Genomic DNA, 17,478 nt, shown 5'->3' on the forward strand with positions numbered 1-17,478 from the left:
CCACACCGGCACCAGCCACCGCACCAGCCATCACGACCACCCTCACTCGGAGTAGGAGAAACCGGCGGACCGAACGGGGGCACTGCGGGCCTCCGTACCGTCCGTCCTCGTGTCCACCAGTCAAATCCACGCCGGGCCGGCGAACCATAGCCTCCGCACTCAGGCACATGCGTGAGCGTCTACGGCACCGGCGGGGCCCCGAAGCCCGGGGCGGTACCTCCTCCGCCCTCCACCAGAACACATCGGGGCCACCACGAACCACCGGCTTCGACCTGCCCTCCAGCGGTCCTTGAGCGGCGCCGGCGGCCCGGCGACCGCCGCGCGGCGGAAAGCTGTGGCGCCACGGCGACGGAGGGCGCTATGCTCCCCGGCGATGAAGACCTTCACTGCTCTCGGATCGGAGGTCCCGTTCGCGCAAGGTGAGTGCTGATGCTCACCCGCACCGCGATCGAGGACGACTCCCGCTTCTCCTTCTGGCGGCGCGTACGCGAGTACGCCGTGCCGCCCACCATGATCGAAACCGCCACCGCGCGCCGACTCGCCGGTGACTGGGCCGGGGCCTGCGCCGCCGCCAACGTCGAGGTCGACTTCCGCCTGCGGGACGTCGCGCACGCCCACGGGCACGCCGTGGCCGAGCGGGTGCGCGAGGACCTGCGCAGCCTGGCGCCGGACCTGCTGCGCTGGCACCTGCCACGGACCGCCCCCGACGGACTGCTGCGCGCCGGGCTGACCGTGCCGCTCGCCCGTTACCCGGGCCGACGGCCGGTGCACCTCGTCGTCCGCACGCCGCCCACCTGGGCGGAGTACGGGCAGCGCTTCGGCCTGGCGCTCTGGGACGGCTCGGACCCCGGCCCGGCCCCGCACCCCCATCCGTACCCCAGCCGCCGGTACCGGCTCGACCTGCACCGGCACCTGTGGGACGCGGACCGCAGTGGGGAGTTGGCGGAACGGGCCGGCACCCTGCCCCCAACCGACCCACCGGACACCGGAGTCGGGCCGCACGGGCTGCGCCGCGCCGTCGAACGCTGGTCCGCCGAGGCCGAGTTGCTGCTGCGCGCCGAGGGGCTCCCGCCCGGGCCCGTCGCGGTACGGCTCGGGCGCGGCGAGCGGCTGCTGCTCGGACCCGACGGCCGCGTCGAAACGGCCGGCGGGGACGTCCGGGCGCTGCCGCTGCTGCCCGACGCGGCGACCTGGGTGCCGCCCGACCTGGACCTGCTGCGCGGCGGCGAGATCGAGCCGGAGCGGCTGCACCCGCTGGTCGCGGCCGCACTGGCGCCCGGCCACCGGACCGGCCACGAGGCCCGACCACCCGCCGGGCAACGGCTGGTGGAGTGCCGCGGCGCCCGGCACCGGATCGCCGTGGTCGACGGGGTGCTGACCGCGCTCGACCACGACCCGGCCCAGCTGCGCCGCGAGGAGCTGCTGGCCGCACTGTCCGGCACCCCGCTGCCCTGCCTGCGCGCGATCGACCAGGCGCACCGCGATCCGGTCGAACTGGCCGGTGTGCGCCGGCGGTTGAGTCACGGTGACACCGCCGGGGCGCTGGCCGTCGTCGAGGACCTGCTCGGCCCGCAGGCCGCACTGCGCGAGGGCCCGCTGCGGGACGAACTCGCGGCGGCGGCCGAGCGCCGGATCGCCTACGGCCTCTACCGCTCCGGCCTGACCACCGACCAGCAGGCCAGGGCCGCGATGCCCGTGACCCGCTACGACCTCTACCGGTTCGGCATGCCCCGGAACCGGGGGCGCCGGCACGCCTTCCCCCGGCCCCCGCACTCCGCCGCCCGCTGAGCCCCGAGCGAACCCGTACGAAGCCCGCGCCGAGACACGCGCGGAACCCCCCTGGCTTCCTCCGAACTCCAGAAGGTGATCACCCATGCCCATGCCCATGCCCGTGACCGCGCCCGCCCCGGCCCGACTCGACGTCGCCCGCCACCTGCTCGACCTGCTGGCCGACACCCGCACCGAACCGCGCCCGGACGACCAACTCGAGGCGCTCACCCTGGCCGTGGCCGCCGACCTGCCCGTGCTGCTCTGGGGCGAGCCCGGGATCGGCAAGACCGCCGCGCTCAACCAGCTCGCCGCCGCCCTGGAACTGCCGCTGACCACCGTCATCGCCAGCGTCCACGAGCCCTCGGACTTCTCCGGCCTGCCGATCGTCGGCGACGACCCGGCGCAGCAGGGCATCCCGCTGGCCCCGCCGGACTGGGCGGTGCGCCTGGTCCGGGCCGGGCGCGGACTGCTGTTCCTGGACGAGTTGTCCACCGCCCCGCCCGCCGTCCAGGCCGCGCTGCTCCGGCTGGTCCTGGAGCGCCGCATCGGCTCGCTCCAACTGCCGTCGGGTGTCAGGATCGTGGCGGCGGCGAACCCGCGATCCTCGGCGGCGGACGGGTGGGAGCTGAGCCCGCCGCTGGCGAACCGGTTCGTCCATCTGCAGTGGGTGCACGACCACGAGGTGGTGGTGCGCGGCCTCGGCGGGGTGTGGCCGGTCGCCACGCTGCCGCGGCTCGATCCGGCGGAGCTGACGGCGGCGGTCGCTTTCGCCCGTCGGGCCGTCTGCGAACTGCTCACCGTGCGGCCGGAGTTGGTGCACAGGCTGCCCACCAGCGAGACCAAGCGCGGCGGCGCCTGGCCGTCCCCGCGCAGCTGGGACATGACGCTGCGGCTGATCGCCTTCGCCACCGCGGCCGGCTCCTCCCGGGAAGTGCTGTCGCTGCTGGTCCGGGGCACGGTCGGGGACGGGCCCGGCCTGGAGCTGATGGCCGCGATGGACCGGATGGACCTGCCGGACCCGGAGGGGCTGCTCGCCGACCCGGCGAGCGCCGTGCTGCCCGAGCGCGGGGACCTGCGCCAGGTGGTGCTGGACGGAGTGGTCGCCGCGGTCCGCAACCGGCCGGAGCGGGCCCGCTGGGACGCGGCCTGGGCGCTGCTGGTGCGGGCGATGGCGACCGGGGCGCCGGACGTGCTGGTCGTCCCGGCCACCACGCTGGCCTCGCTGCGCCGGGAGGACTGGGAGGTCCCGGCGGCGATCGAGCACCTCGCCTCGACGGTGGCGCTGTCCCGGCGGGCCGACCGCGCCGCCGTCCGGGTCGCCGCCCGGACCGACGTGACGGCCGGCCGATGAGCGCGGGCAGCACGGCGAAGGGCAACACGGCGAAGGGCAGCGCACCGGGCGGCAGCGCACCGCCGGACACCGGCTGGAACGCCCGGCCCACCGCCACACCACTGGACGTCCGCCGGCGCGGCAGACCGCTGACCGCCCGCCCGCTGACCCGACCGGTGTCCACCCCGGTGCCCACCCCGGCGTCCGCACCGGCCTCCGCGTCCGCGGACCCGCGCCCGCTGGACCTCGACAAGCTGTACGCCGCCCGGCTGCAGGCCGTCCGGGCCCGCCCGTACCTGGCGACCGCGCTGTTCGCCCTGCACCTGATGGAGGACCGGCAGGTGCCGACCATGGGCGTCGACCGCTACTGGCGCTGCTACGCCTCCCCCGCCTTCGTCGAGCGCACCGCGGTGGAGGACCTCGCCTCGATCTGGGTCCACGAGGTCTCCCACCTGCTGCGCAACCACCACGGGCGCAGCGACCGCCTGGCCCGCGACCTCGGCCTGACCGGCCCGGCGGACCGGCTGCGGATGAACATCGCCGCCGACTGCGAGATCAACGACGACGCCTTCGGCGACGGCCTGGTCAAGCCCGCGGGCGCACTGACGCCGAAGCTCCTCGACCTGCCGGAAGGGGAGCTGATGGAGGACTACGTCCGCGGTTTCAGCTTCGACCTGCGCCGGCTGAACCTGGCCTGGCTGGACTGCGGCAGCGGCGCCGACGGCGTGGACCGGCCCTGGGAGCTGGGCCCGGACGGCGCCCACGGGCTGACCGCCCAGGAGCAGGACGCCGTCCGCTTCCGGGTCGCCGAGGGCATCCGGGGCCGCCCGGGAGACGCCCCGGCGGGCTGGCGGCGCTGGGCCGAGGAGGTGTTCCACCCGCCGCAGCCCTGGCGGCAGTTGCTGGGCGCGGCGCTGCGCTCGGCGGTCTCCGGGCCGGGTGCGGGCGGGGACTACAGCTACGGCCGTCCGGCCCGCCGCGCGGTCTCGCTGCCGGGGGTGGTGCTGCCGAGCCTGCGGCGGCGCCCGCCCCGGGTCTCGGTGGTCATCGACACCTCCGGGTCGGTCTCCGACGACGAGCTGGGCAGCGCGCTGCTGGAGGTCGCGGCGATCGGCCGGGCGGTCGGCGGCCGGCACGACCTGGTCACCGTGCTGTCCTGCGACGCGGCCCTGCAGAGCGTCGGCGGGCTCTGCCGGTCGGCGGGCATCCCGCTGGTCGGCGGCGGCGGCACGGACCTGCGGACGGGCTTTGCGGCGGCGCTGCGGACCAGCCCTCGGCCGGACGTCGTGGTGGTGCTGACGGACGGGCAGACGCCCTGGCCGTCCGTCGCGCCGTCCTGCCGTACGGTGGTGGGCCTGTTCCGGCGCCCGGCCCGGTACAGCGAGAACGACGGCGGGTACCGGCCGGACGCACCGCCCCACTGGGCCCGGGTGGTGCGGATCGGCTGAGGAACACGACGGCAGGAGCGGCGCGAGGCGGTCGGCCCCCGGGATCAGCGGGGGCCGACCGCCACGTGGCGGGAGCCGTCAGCCCACCATGGCCGCCAGCACGCTGCGCCAGTCCTCCCCCGGCTCCGGCTGGAGCGCGGCGGCCAGGGTCTCCGCCCGGTAGTGCCACGGGCGCCGCAGGTCGGGGTCGGCGTCGGGGCGCGGGTCCAGGGCGCTGGCGGAGCCGAGCAGCCGGATCAGCTCGGTGCCGAACTCCGCCCAGGAGACGTGCCCGGTGATCGCGTTGACGATCCGGCCGGCGGCGGGGCCGTCGGGCCGGGCGCAGGCGGCGAGGGCGCGGGCCAGGGCGGCGGAGTGCACCCAGGCGGCGCCGTGCCACTCCTCCGGCTCGCCCGGGGCCGCGGCGGGCAGGGCGATCGGGCGGCCGGCCAGGGCGGCCTGGTAGAGGTCGCCGGTGGAGCCCCAGCGGAGCTGGTCGCGCAGGCGCTGGTGCGGCCCCCAGACGATCGGGGCGCGCACCACGGTGGCCGGGCCGTGGCCGGTGGCCTCGGCGTGCTCGAACAGCATCCGCTCGCAGTCGAGCTTGGCCTGCCCGTACGCGGTGACGGGCGCGCCGCTGGGGCCTCCTTCGGCGACCTCGGTGCCGGGCGGGCGCCCGTAGGCGTCGATGCTGCTGACGAAGACGAACGGGCCGCCGGACCAGCCGTCCAGCAGGGCGCGCATGGCGGCCGTGTCGACCTGGTGCTCGGTGAAGGTGCAGGCGGCGTGGATGACGGCGTCCACGCCCTTGACCGCGCGCTGGAGGCTGTCGAGGTCGGCGAGGTCGCCCTCGGCGATCTCGGCGCCGTGCAGGGCCGGCAGGTGGGCCGACTCCGGCCGGACCAGGACGCGTACCGGCCGCCCCTGGGCCATCAGTTCCTGCAGCACGGCGGCCCCGACGCCGCCGGTGGCGCCGGTGAGCAGCACGGTGCCGGTGCGGGGCTCGGTGCTGTGGAAGGCGTCGGTGCGGGTGAGGGCGGCCCGGCGCTCCTCCTCGCGGAGGGCGAGCAGGGCGGCGAGGGCGCGCGGGGTGCGGTGCTCCAGGATGTCGAGTCCGGTGAGCGGCACCCCGGCCCGGGTGCGCAGGCGTTCGGCGAGCTGGACGGCGACCAGCGAGTGGCCGCCGAGGGCGAAGAAGTCGCCGTCGGCGGGCGGGACGCTGCCGAGCAGTTCGCCGAAGGCGGTGCGCACGAGGTCGAGCGGGCCGGCCGCGGCCGGAGTGGCGGTGGCCGCGGGGACGGCGGCGCCGGGCAGTCGGCCGCGGTCGACGGCGCCGTCCGCGCCGCGTGGGATGCGGTCCAACAGGGTGACGGCCAGCGGCAGTTCGGCGGCCGGGACGGCGGCCCGGAGCCGGGCGCGCAGGTCGGTGCCGCTGGGGGTGACCGGTCCGCGCACCACCGCGTAGGCCAGCGGCGGACCGTCCGCGGTCTCCACCACGGCGGCGTCGGCCACTCCGGGGTGGGCCGCCAGGGCCGCCAGCACCGGGTGCCGGGTGGTGGGGAGCAGCAGCTCACCGGGGAGTTCGGCGAGCGGGAGCTCCGCGTCCTCGACGACCGCGCGGAGCACGGCGGCGAAGACCTCGGCCAGCCGGGCCGCCGTGGCGCCGTCCAGTGCCGCGTGGTCGTGCTGGACCAGGCAGCGCGGCCGCGGGCCCTCCTCCAGCACCAGGGTGAGGTCGAACTTGGCGAGTCCCAGGTCGACGTCGACGTGCTCGGCGTCCAGGCCGGGCAGCGTCAGGGCCGTCGCGGGCTGGACGAGGTCGCAGCTGACCGACAGCAGCGGGGTGCCGTCGGCGCCGCGCGCGGCCGCGCCGAGCCGCTCGACCACCAGGTCGAAGGGCACCTGGTGGTGCTGCTGGGCGTCCAGCAGGGCACCGCGCACCAGGGCGAGCGCCTCGGCGAAGGAGCCGTCGCCGACCATGTCGGCCCGCACCGCGAGGGTGTTGACGCCCAGGCCGACGGTGCGGCGCAGTTCGGGCCGGGCCCGGTGGCCGCTGGCGCAGCCGAGGGTGAGGTCGTCCTGGCCGGCGGCGGTGCGCAGGGTGGCGAAGGCCGCGGTGAGGACGACGGCGAACAGGGTGGCGCCGTGCCGGGCACCGAGCTGTCGCAGGCCCTCGACCGTGGCGGGGTCGAGCGGCACGGCGTGCAGGCCGGCCCGGCGGTCGCGGGCGCCGGGGGCCACCGGCCGCAGCAGCGGCAGCGGGCGGGCGCCGGCCAGGTGGGCGGCGAGGGTGTCGGCGGCGGCGGTGAGTTCGGCGTCGCGGGCGCGCTCCTGGCGGGCGTACTCGGCGTACGGCATGCCCGGGGCCGGGAGCCGGGGCTCGGCGCCGTCGCGGGCGGCCCTGTACAGCTCGGCGAGGTCGGCGGCGAGGACGGGCAGCGAGCCGCCGTCGACCGCGATGTGGTGGATCGTCAGCAGCAGGGTGTGGTCCTCGGGCGCGTGCCGCAGCAGCAGGGCGCGCAGCACCGGTCCGTCGGTGAGGTCGAAGGGGCGGCCGGCCTCGGCCGCCAGTTGCTCCGTCGCGTCGGAGCCGGCGGCGTCCACGACCGGCAGCGGCACCGGGCCGGCCGGTTCGATGTGCTGGTACGGCTGTTCGCCCTGGCGCGGGTAGCGGGTGCGCAGCACGGCGTGCCGCTCGGCGAGGCCGGTGAGCGCGGTGGCGAGGGCGTCCCGGTCGAGCGGTCCGCGCAGCCGGGTGGCGATCGGGACGTTGTAGAGGGCCCCGCCCTGGCCGAGGTGCTCCATCAGCCACATCCGCTGCTGGGCGTGGGAGAGCGGGGCCGGGCCGGCGTCGACATCGGCGGCGGCCGGGCGCTGGGGGGCGAGGGCGGTGCGGCGGTTGCGGGCGCGCCGCAGCAGGTCGTTCTGGTCGGTGCTCATCGCTGGGGTGCTCCCGGGGTGTCGTCGGCGTCCCGCAGGGCGCGTTCCAGTAGTTCGGCCTGGCCGGCCACGGTGGGGTGGCCGAGGAAGTCGGCGAGGGACAGGTCGATGCCGAACTCTCCGGCCAGGTCGTCGACGACCCACATGGCGAGCAGCGAGTGGCCGCCCTCGGCGAGGAAGTCGGCGGCCGGGTCGTTGATCGGGCGCTCCAGGGCGCGGCTCCAGGCCTCGGCGACGACCTGCTGGATCGGGGTGAGTCCGGCCGCCACGCTCGCGCCGTCCGCCACGCCGCCCGCCACGCCGCCCGCCGCACGGTCCGGGGCGGCGGCGAGCGCGCGCCGGTCGACCTTGCCGCTGCCGGTGAGCGGCAGTTCGGCCAGGACGACCCAGGCGGTGGGCACCAGGTGGGCGGGCAGCCGCTCGGCGAGCCGGGTGCGCAGGGTCTCGACGGCCGCCGCGCAGCCCTCGGCGGGGACGACGCAGGCGGTGAGCGCGGCGTCGGCCCGTCCCGCCCGGCGGACCACCACGGCCGCCTCGGCGACCTCGGGGAACCGCAGCAGGGCCTGCTCGACCTCGCCGGGCTCGATCCGGAAGCCCCGGACCTTGACCTGGTCGTCGGTGCGGCCGTGGAACTCCAGTACGCCGTCGGGGCGTTGGCGCACCAGGTCGCCGCTGCGGTAGGCCCGGCCGCCGTCGGGGAGCTCGCGGAAACGCTCGGCGGTCAGTTCGGGGCGGTCGAGGTAGCCCAGGGCGAGCCGGCTCCCGCCGATCCACAGCTCGCCGACCGTGCCGGGCTCGACCGGGGCCAGCCGCTCGTCCAGGACGAGGGCGCGGGCGCCGCCGAAGGGCCGTCCGATCGGGACGGGGCCGCCCTCGCAGTCGGCGGGGGCGACCCGGTGCGCGGTGGTGAAGGTGGTGGCCTCGGTGGGCCCGTAGGCGTTGTACAGCTCCAGCCAGGGGAAGGCCCGCAGCACGGCCCCGGCGTGCTCGGGGGCGAGGGCCTCGCCGCCGACGGCCAGGGTGCGCAGCACGCCGAAGATCCGGGACTCCGTGGCGGCCAGGTGGTGGAAGAGCGCGGTGGTGAGGAAGGCGGTGGTGACGCCGGACCGCTCGATGTCGCGGACGAGCTCCTCGGCGCTGGGCCGCTCGGCCGGGGAGACGGCGACGGCGGCGCCGCGGGCGAGCGGGGCCCACAGTTCGAAGGTGGCGGCGTCGAAGGAGGGGGTGGAGTGGAAGAGCACCCGGTCGCGCGGGCCGATGGGCAGCCCGTCGGGGGCGGTGACCAGGTCGGTGACGGCGCGGTGCGGGACGAGCACGCCCTTGGGGCGGCCGGTGGAGCCGGAGGTGTAGTAGAGCAGGGCGGGCGCGTCCGGCTCGGCGGCGTCGGGCACCGCTCCCCCGGTCTCCTCGGTGCCGCGCTCGGTGAGCACCAGGGTGCGCTCGGCCGGCAGTCCGGCCTCGGCGAGCAGCGCCTTGTCGCCGAGGACGAGCCGGACGTCGGCGTCGGCGGTCATCTCGGCGATGCGCGGGGCCGGGTAGGCCGGGTCGAGCGGGACGACGAGGGCGCCGGCCCGCCAGACGGCGAGCTGCGCCACGGCGAACCTGGCCGAGCGGGCGCACAGCAGGCCGACGGCACTGCCGGGGCCGATCCCGTGCGCGGCCAGGACGGCGGCCAGGCGGCCGGCGGCGTCGTGGAGTTCGCGGTAGGTGAGGTAGCCGACGCCGTCGGTCAGGGCGAGCGCGCTCGGCTGCTGCTCGGCCTGCCGGGCGACCAGCGCGGGGAGGGTGGGGAGGGCGGGTGTCATGGCTGGGTCCCTTCCGGGCGCCCCGGCGCTGGGGCCGGGGCGCCGCTGTTCAGGTCAGGAGGTGCGAACGGGGGCGGCACGCGGGACCGGTCCCGTGTGCGCCCGGACGCGGCCCGCAGGGCCGGACAGGCCCTCAGGCCAGGGCCGCGGTGGGCATCCGCTCCTCGACCAGCCGGGCGACCGCCCGCAGGTCGGGCTGGCGCAGCAGCAGGGGGGCGCGCAGCCGCACGCCGTACTCCCCTTCCAGGGACTCCAGCAGTCTGGCGGCGGCGAGCGAGTTGCCGCCCGAGGCCAGGAAGTTGTCGCCCGGGCCGACGTCGGCGCGGCCGAGCAGCTCGCGGCAGAGCTTCAGCACGGTGCGCTCGACCGGGGTGTCGCCGTCCTCACCGCCGGCCGCCGGGACGGTCGGCTCGGCGGCGAGCAGCGCCGCGCGGTCCACCTTGCCGTTGGGGTCCAGCGGGAAGGTGTCGACCAGCCGGACGGTCGAGGGCACGGCCTGCTCGGGCAGCCAGGGCCGGACGGCGTCCAGCAGGCTCACGGGCTCGGCGTCGGCGTCGGCCTGGACGAAGGCGAGCAGCCGGACGCCGCCGGCGGACGCCGTCTCGGCGGCGACCACGGCCCGGCGCACCCGGGCGTCGCGCTCGAAGGCGGCCTCGACCTCGGCGGGTTCGATCCGCACACCGCTGACCTTGACCTGGTCGTCCAGTCGGCCGTGGAACTCCAGCACGCCGTCGGCCCGCATCACCACCCGGTCGCCGGTGCGGTAGACCCGGTCGATGCCGTCCACGCCGGGCGGCACCTCGACGAAGCGGCGGGCGGTCAGCTCGGGGTCGAGGTACCCGGCGGCCAGGCCTCGGCCGCCGATCCGCAGCTCGCCGGCCGTCCCCCTGGGCACCGGGCGGCCCTGCTCGTCGGTGACCAGCAGGACGGCGCCGGGGATCGGCAGGCCGATCGGCGGCGCGCCGGCGCCGTGGCCGCCGCCGGGGGCCATGGTGTGCACGGTGGTGGCGACGGTCGCCTCGGCGGGGCCGTAGGCGTTGTGGACGCTCGCGGTGACGTCCGGTCCGGGGGCGAGGCGCAGCCGGTCGCCGCCGACCACCAGGTGGCGCAGGGCCAGCCCGGCGGGCCAGGGCCGGTCGAGGATCGGCTCGGCCAGCGGGGTGGGCAGCAGGCAGGCCGTGATGCCGGACTCGCGCCACCAGTCGGTGAGCGCGCCGGAGTCCCAGCGGACGCTCTCCGGGGCGACGACGAGTGCGGCGCCGGAGGTGAGGGTGGCCCACAGCTCCATCACGTGCGGGTCGAAGGCGACGCCGACCAGCAGGCTGTGCCGCGCGCCGGGGCCGAGGCCGGTCAGCTCGCGGTACCAGTGCAGCACCGCGCCGAGCGCCGGTTCGGTGACGGCGACGGCCTTGGGGGTGCCGGTGGAGCCGGAGGTGAGCACGGCGTAGTGGGTGCCGATCGGCACGCTCACCTGCTCACCGGGTGTCAGGGCGGCCAGCACCCCGGCGGTGGTCAGGTCCTCGGCGGGCAGGGCGGCTGCGGGCAGGTCGAGTTCGAGGCGCTCGCCGCCGGGCGGCAGCACGGCGTCCTCGCCGATCAGACACGCCGGGCGCAGCTGGGCGGCGACGGCCCGCAGCCGCTTCTCGCCGGGGCGCGGGCCGAGCGGCAGGTGGACGGCGCCGAGCTTGGCTATCGCGAGGGTGACGGCGACCAGCGCCGCCGAGTGGCCGAGGCAGACGCCGACCAGGTCGCCCGCGCCGACCTTGCCGCGCAGCGACTCCGCCACGGTGTCTGCGAGGCGGTCGAGTTCGGCGTAGTCGAGGGTGCGGTCACCGTCGATCAGGGCGGGCGCCTGCGGGGTGCGGTGCGCCCAGGTGGTGAAGAGGTCGAGGACCGCGCCGTCCTGGTGCGGGCGGCCGTAGCCGATGCTCAGGGATTCCATCATCGTCTCCAGATACGTACGAGAAACCGTCAGTTCAGGCCCATGGAGCGGGCGGTGATCACCTTCTGGACCTCGGCGGCCCCTTCGATGATCGTGGTCATCCGGACGTAGCGGGCTGCCTCGTCGACCAGGACGGTCATGAAGCGTCCCCGGTGAGGACGCGTGCCTGGTCGGCCAGCACGGCGTGGCGGAACAGGGTGCGCAGCGGCGGGCGGCTGCCCAGGTGCGGCTCCAGGAAGGCGGCGAGCTGGGCGGCGAGCAGCGAGTGGCCGCCGACCTCGAAGAAGTGCGAGTCCGCGGTGAAGCGGTCGTGGCCGAGCACTTCGCGCCAGGCGGCGGCGATCAGCTCCTGGCCGGGGTCGGCGAAGTCGCTGGGCGCGCTCTCCCGCTCCTCCGGGGCCTCCTCGACCAGCCGGGCGAGGGCGGCGCGGTCGGGCTTGCCGCCGGGCAGGGTGGGCATCGCGGCGACGGCCGTCCAGGTGGCGGGGACGAGTCCGCCGGGCAGCCGGCGGGCCAGCGCGTCGTGCAGGGCGGCCTGGTCGGGGCGCTCGGCGCCCTCCAGGAAGCCGACCAGACGGGGGCCGGTCCGCGGGTCGTGGTGCAGCAGCACCGCGCAGGAGCGGCCGCCGAGTTCGGCGGAGGCGGCGGCCTCGATCTCCTCCAGTTCGATCCGGTGGCCGCGCAGCTTGACCTGGTTGTCGGCGCGGCCGAGGAACCGCAGTCGTCCCTCGGTGTCGCGGTAGCCGCGGTCGCCGGTGCGGTAGACCCGGGCGCCGTCGAGCCCGGGGAGGGTGGTGAACCGGGCCGCGGTGGGCTCCGGCAGGCCGACGTATCCCTCGGCCAGCAGCCCGCCGCTGACGGCGAGTTCGCCGACGCAGCCGTACGGGAGCGGGCGCAGCGTCTCGTCCAGGACGTGCAGGCGCACGCCGTCGAGTTCGGTGCCGAGCGGGATCTCGCCGTCCTCGGCGACGTCCTCGGCGGTGACCCGGTGGACGGTGGAGGTGACGGTGGCCTCGGTGACGCCGTAGGCGTTCAGCACCGTGGTGGCCTCGGCCAGGCCGGCCAGAGCGCGGGCGGGCAGCCGCTCGCCGCCGAGGACGAGCAGGCGCGGCTTCCAACGGCCGTCGCGCAGCGCCTCGCGCAGGTCCTCGCGCACCGCGAGCAGGTAGCTGGTGGGCAGGTTGGCGACGGTGACGCCGCGGGCGGCGAGCACGGCGACCAGCTCGGGCCCGGTGGGCACCTCGCGCTGCGGGACGACCAGGGCGGCGCCGACCGCGAGGGCGGGCAGCACCTCCTCCAGCGACACGTCGAAGGACGGCCGGGCGAACAGCAGCACCCGGTCGGCGGCGGTGAGTCCGTAGCGGGCGGCGATCGCCGCGACGTACCCGGCCAGGGCCTCGCGGCCGACCAGGACGGGCTTGGGCACGCCGGTGGAGCCGGAGGTGTGGATGATGTAGGCGCCGCCCTCCAGGACGGCGGCGGGCTCGGCCTTCGGGAAGGCGGGGCCGTCCAGCAGCGCCGGGGTGACGCCCTCGGCGGGCAGCGCGAGGGCGCTCTGCCGGGTGGCGAGGACGAGTGCGGGGGCGAGCCGCTCCAGCAGCAGGCCGAGCCGGGCGGCCGGGTCCTCGGTGGACAGCGGCGCGTGGACGGCGCCCAGGCGCAGACAGGCCAGCAGGGCGACCACGCTGTCCAGGCCGCGCGGCAGCACGGCGGCCACCGGCTGGCCGGCGCTGACCCCGGCGGCGCGCATCCGGTCCGCCAGTTCGCCGACCCGGCGGTCCAGTTCGCCGTAGGTGATCCGCTCGGTGCCGGCCAGCAGGGCGAGCGCCGTCGGGTCGTGGCCGGCGGCCGGGTCGAGCCCGAGCGGGACGACCGGGGCGGCCGGCTCGGCAGCGGGCGCGGGGGCCAGGTCGGCGAGCACCGTCTCCGGGTCGTCGAGGTAGCGGCGCAGCAGCTCCAGCAGGCGCTCGGCGAGCAGCACGGCCCGGGCCTCGCCGAACAGGTCGGCGTCGTAGTCCCAGATCAGGGTCATCCCGGCGGCGCCGTGCTTCTCGCCGACCACCCGGCGGTCGTCGGGCAGCAGCACCAGGTCGAGGTCGAAGCGGGTGGTGCCGGTGTTGAAGCCCTCGTACAGGGAGACGTCGAGGCCGGGCGCCTGGACGTCGGGCAGCGCGGCGTCGTGGGCGCTGAACATCACGTTGAACAGCGGGTTGTCTGCGCCGCCGGTGTGCAGGCCGAGCCGGCGGGTGAGCTCCTGCACCGGCAGGTCCTGGTAGGGCAGGGCGCGGAGCAGGACGTCGGTGACCTCGTCCACGGCCTCGGTGCCGGAGGCGGCCGGGTCGAGCCGCAGGCGCAGCGGCACGGTGTTGACGAACATGCCGACGGTGCCCTCGTAGCCCTCGGGGCGGTTGCCGACGGCGGTGCCGACGGTCACCTCGCGGTGGCCGCTGTGCCGGCGCAGCAGTTCGGCGAACAGGGCGAGCAGGGTGCTGAACGGGGTGTGGCCGTCGGTCTTGCTGCGCTCGCGCAGCCGCTCGGCGAGGTCGGCGCCGATCGACTGGCGCAGCTGCCCGCCGCGGTGCCGGCGCTGGACGCCGGGCCGGGCCAGCCCGGGCAGGGTGACCTCGCGCGGGGCGTCGGCCAGCTCGCGGGTCCAGAAGGCGAGGGCGCGCTCGCGGGCCTGCGGGTCGGCCTCGGTGCGGGCGTGCCGCTCGTACGACGGCGCGGCGGCCAACTCGTAGGACTCGCCGAGGACGTGGGCGCGGTAGACGGTGAACAGGTCGCGCAGGAAGATCGCGAAGGAGTGGCCGTCGTGGACGAGGTGGTGCTCGACGTGGATCAGCCGGTGGTGGTCGTCGGCGAGCCGGACCAGGTGCCAGCGCAGCAGCGGCGCCCGCTCGGTGTCCAGCGGCTCCTCGGCCTCGGCGGCGAGCAGGGTGCGGAACACGGCCTCCGGGTCCGCCTCGGCGGCGAAGTCGCTGTGCCGCAGCTCCGGTCGGCAGTCCTCGGCGACCCGCTGGCCCGGGAGGCCCTCCGGGCGGGCCACCAACTCCAGCCGCAGGCCGGGGTGCTGTGCCAGGACGGCGGTGAGCCCGGCGTGCAGGGCGTCCCGGTCGAGGGTTCCCCACAGGTCGAGGACGCCGGTGAAGTTGTAGGCGCGGCTGCCGGGCTGCATCTGCTCGTGCAGCCAGACGATCTCCTGCGAGGGAGAGAGTGCGAACATGGAGGATTCCCTTGTGTGGTGGGCGTGTCGGCACTGCGGTGGCCGGGCGCGGGCGTGGGGTCGTCCCGGTGCGGCCGGTGGGAGCCGGGCCGCACCGGGGTGGGGGCGCGGCCCGGGGTCCTCGGGCGGATGTGGTCCTTGGGGAGGATGGGGCCTGAGGGGCCGGGGCGTCCAGAGGTGACGACGCCGGACGGCTAGAGGTGACGGCGCAGCACGGCGAGCAGGTCGGCGAACGCGGCCTCGGCCTCGGCGGCCGGGAAGCGCTCGTCGTCCCAGGCCAGGCGCACCGTCAGTTCCTCGCCGTGGGAGGCGGAGACGGCCATCGGCGCGGCGAGCGGACGCCCGTCGAGGTCGACCTCCCGGCCGGGGACGCCGCCGAGCACCAGCGGCGGGCGGCGTTGCAGGTCCTCGAAGGTGAGCATCGCGTCCAGCCCGCCGGACCAGGGCGATCCGGCCGCGCGGGCGGCTCGGACCACCTCGTCGAAGGGGGTCCCGGCGTGGTCGAGGTCGTCCCACCAGTCGTCGCAGAGCGCCTCCAGGTCGGCGGCGGGCTGCGTCGGGACGGCGTGCACCAGGGTGTTGAGGAAGCAGCCGAGGGCGGCGGGCGCGCCGGGCGGGCGACCGCCCCAGGGGTAGCCGAGCGCGAGCGGGCCGTCCGTGCGCGAGCTGTCCGCGGGCCGGCCGCCTGCGGACCGGCCGCCTGCGGACCGGCCGCCTGCACGGTGCAGCCGGCGGGCGGCGGCGCCGACGGCGTCCAGCAGGGCGGGGAAGATCGCGCCGCGGGCACTGCCCCCGACGGCGGGCAGCCGCTCGACGAGCATGCCGGTGGTCCGCGCGGCGCCGCCGCCCGCCCCGGTCAGGCCGCCGAGCCGGCGCCCCCAGTGGGCCTGGGCGGCCGGGCCGGCGGCGGCCTCCTCGGCAGCCAGCTGGAGTTCGACGGCCTCCCGGAAGTCGGCGACGGCCCGCGGGTCGGGGCCCGTCGCCGGACTCCGGTCGTCCCGCCGGTAGGCCTCGGTGAGTTCGCCGACGAGCACCCCGAGCGACTGCTCGTCGCAGGCCGCGTGGTCCAGCGCCAGAGCGAGCAGGTCCTCCCCGCCGTCCGAGCCGCCGTCCGAGCCGCCGTCCGACTGCCGGGCCACCAGCAGGCGCAGCGCGGGCCCGTCGAGGGGCCAGTCCAGCAGCGCTTCGCGCAGCGCCTGGCGGGTGTCCGCGCCGGGGGCGACGTCGAGCCGGGCGACCTCGACCGAGGGGCCGCCGGTGCGCAGCACGGGGGTGCCGCGCACGGTGCCGAAGGCGCCGCACAGGGCCGGGTGGCAGGCCGCGACGGTGGTGGCGGCGCGGCCCAGGCGCTCCAGGTCGAGGGCGCCGGCCGGGTAGGCGAAGAACACCGGGGCGACGTCGGAGCGGGTCAGCGGCGCGAGCCGGCGGGTGATCAGGAACCGCCGTTGGGCGCCGGTCAGCGGGAGCAGTTCCACCGGGGAGTCGGCGGCGGCGGAGCGGTACCGGGCGAGGTAGGCGGCGGTGATGCTGGCGTGCACGGAACGGTCTCCGGTTTCCGGTGTCGGCTGGGGTCGGTCGGTGGGGTCGGGGGGTCAGGGAGCGGTGGGGCTCCCGGCGGGTTGCCGGGTGTCCTCGCTGTGGGCGTCCGCGCCGTGGGCCTCCTCGCCGCCGTGGGCCTCTTCGCCGTCCGCGTCCGCAGGTTCGGCCGGTGCCGTCGGCAGCTCGCGCATCCGCCGCAGCGGCGACAGCAGCAGCGGCACCGGCACCAGCAGGAAGCCCGCCGCGCACAGCCACAGCGCGGCGCGCGGGCCGGCCCAGTCGGCGACGGCCCCGCCGCCGAGGGCGCCGATCGGCAGGGTGCCCCAGACCAGGAAGCGCATGGTGGCGTTCATCCGCCCGAGCAGCTCGGGCGGGCAGACGCTCTGCCGGAAGCTCACCTGGGCAACGTTGTAGGCGACCGCGCCGAACAGCACCACGCCCGAGCCGAGGCCGAACAGCACGGCGCCCGCGCCGCCGCCGGACAGCGGCCAGAGCAGCGCGAACGGCGCGCTCACCACGGTGGCCAGCCAGATCAGCCGGGCCTGTCCGACCCGGCGGGACAGCTGCCCCGCGCACAGCGCGCCCGCCAGCCCGCCGACGGCGGAGGCCGACAGCAGGCCGCCGATGGCCCCGGGCGAGAGGTCGAGCACCCGGACCCAGAAGACGGTCTGCACGGCCATCAGCACGGCGGCGAACAGGTTGGACACCGCGGTGGCGGTGGCGATCGCCCGCAGCAGCGGGTGCCCGAGCACGAAGCGCACGCCCTCGGCCACCTCGGCGCGCAGCGAGCGCCCGGGCTCCGGCTCCGGCCGCTCCTCCGCGACCCGGATCCGGCTGAGCAGCAGGGCCGAGGCGAGGTAGCCGCAGGCGTCGGCCACGATGGCGAGCGGGGCGCCGAGCAACTGGACCAGCCCGCCTCCCAGGCCCGGCCCGGCGATCTGTGCCGAGGACCGTACGGTCTCCAACGCGCCGTTCCCGGCGACCAGTTGCTCGCGCGGCAGGACGGCGGGCAGGAAGGACTGGTGGGCCACGTCGAAGAAGACCGTGGCGACCCCGGTGACCAGCGCGACCAGGTAGAGCTGCGGCATGGTCAGCACTCCGAACGCCGCCGCCGGCGGGATCGAGCCGACCGCGACGCAGCGCACCAGGTCGGCGCGGATCAGGACCGGGAGCTTGCGCATCCGGTCCAGCCAGGCGCCGGCCGGCAGCCCGACCAGCAGGAAGGCCGCGGTCTCGGCGGCGGTGAGCAGGCCGACCTCGAACGGGGTGGCGTCCAGCACCAGCACCGCCACCAACGGCAGGGCGACCAGGGTGACCTGACTGCCCGTCTGGGCCGCCGCCGCTCCGGTCAGCAGGAGCCGGAAGTCGCGGTGGCCGAACAGACGGGCCTGGCGGGGGTGAGGCTTCTCGTTCATCGGTGCGACTCTCGGTCACACATTCGACACCGGGCAAGCACCAGGTCCCTTTCCGGACGATCCACGGCTCGACCGGATCCCGCCACC

9 protein-coding genes are annotated in these 17,478 nt (G+C 77.0%); 3 read left to right on the plus strand and 6 right to left on the minus strand.

Annotation, left to right across the window (positions count from 1 at the left end):
- Positions 1-429 precede the first annotated feature (429 nt).
- The 3 genes from ABTY61_RS33990 to ABTY61_RS34000 all read left to right on the plus strand — a co-directional run bounded on the left by ABTY61_RS33990 (position 430) and on the right by ABTY61_RS34000 (position 4,548).
- A complete protein-coding gene (locus ABTY61_RS33990; protein WP_350509011.1) occupies positions 430-1,788 on the plus strand; it encodes a hypothetical protein in 1,359 nt (452 codons plus the stop codon).
- Between the two features lie 97 nt (positions 1,789-1,885).
- Entirely contained in the window at positions 1,886-3,121 is a 1,236-nt protein-coding gene (locus ABTY61_RS33995; RefSeq protein WP_350509056.1) for an AAA family ATPase, read from the plus strand.
- On the plus strand, positions 3,118-4,548 hold the full coding sequence (locus tag ABTY61_RS34000) for a vWA domain-containing protein (protein WP_350509012.1): 1,431 nt from the start codon (positions 3,118-3,120) through the stop codon (positions 4,546-4,548). The genes ABTY61_RS33995 and ABTY61_RS34000 overlap by 4 nt, the downstream gene beginning before the upstream one ends.
- Before the next feature lie 78 nt (positions 4,549-4,626).
- Here the strand turns inward: ABTY61_RS34000 and ABTY61_RS34005 are convergent, their stop codons facing one another.
- The 6 genes from ABTY61_RS34005 to ABTY61_RS34030 form a co-directional block, all read right to left on the minus strand.
- Positions 4,627-7,467 carry a condensation domain-containing protein gene (locus tag ABTY61_RS34005; RefSeq protein ID WP_350509013.1) on the minus strand — a complete coding sequence of 947 codons (2,841 nt, stop codon included), beginning with the start codon at positions 7,465-7,467 and terminating at the stop codon, positions 4,627-4,629.
- Positions 7,464-9,272 carry a non-ribosomal peptide synthetase gene (locus ABTY61_RS34010; protein WP_350509014.1) on the minus strand — a complete coding sequence of 603 codons (1,809 nt, stop codon included), beginning with the start codon at positions 9,270-9,272 and terminating at the stop codon, positions 7,464-7,466. The genes ABTY61_RS34005 and ABTY61_RS34010 overlap by 4 nt, the downstream gene beginning before the upstream one ends.
- Positions 9,273-9,405: 133 nt before the next feature.
- Positions 9,406-11,214, minus strand: coding sequence for a non-ribosomal peptide synthetase (locus tag ABTY61_RS34015; RefSeq protein ID WP_350509015.1), 1,809 nt, complete (start codon positions 11,212-11,214; stop codon positions 9,406-9,408).
- 136 nt (positions 11,215-11,350) lie between these two features.
- Positions 11,351-14,437 (minus strand): non-ribosomal peptide synthetase, encoded by a 3,087-nt coding sequence (locus ABTY61_RS34020; RefSeq protein ID WP_350509016.1) that lies wholly within the window; start codon positions 14,435-14,437, stop codon positions 11,351-11,353.
- A 194-nt stretch (positions 14,438-14,631) separates the two neighbouring features.
- Positions 14,632-15,975 (minus strand): non-ribosomal peptide synthetase, encoded by a 1,344-nt coding sequence (locus ABTY61_RS34025; RefSeq protein WP_350509017.1) that lies wholly within the window; start codon positions 15,973-15,975, stop codon positions 14,632-14,634.
- Between the two features lie 54 nt (positions 15,976-16,029).
- Entirely contained in the window at positions 16,030-17,391 is a 1,362-nt protein-coding gene (locus ABTY61_RS34030; RefSeq protein WP_350509018.1) for an MFS transporter, read from the minus strand.
- Between the last annotated feature and the right edge of the window lie 87 nt (positions 17,392-17,478).

Source organism: Kitasatospora sp. NPDC096128, assembly GCF_040303105.1.
In the GTDB taxonomy this organism is placed as follows: Bacteria; Actinomycetota; Actinomycetes; order Streptomycetales; family Streptomycetaceae; genus Kitasatospora.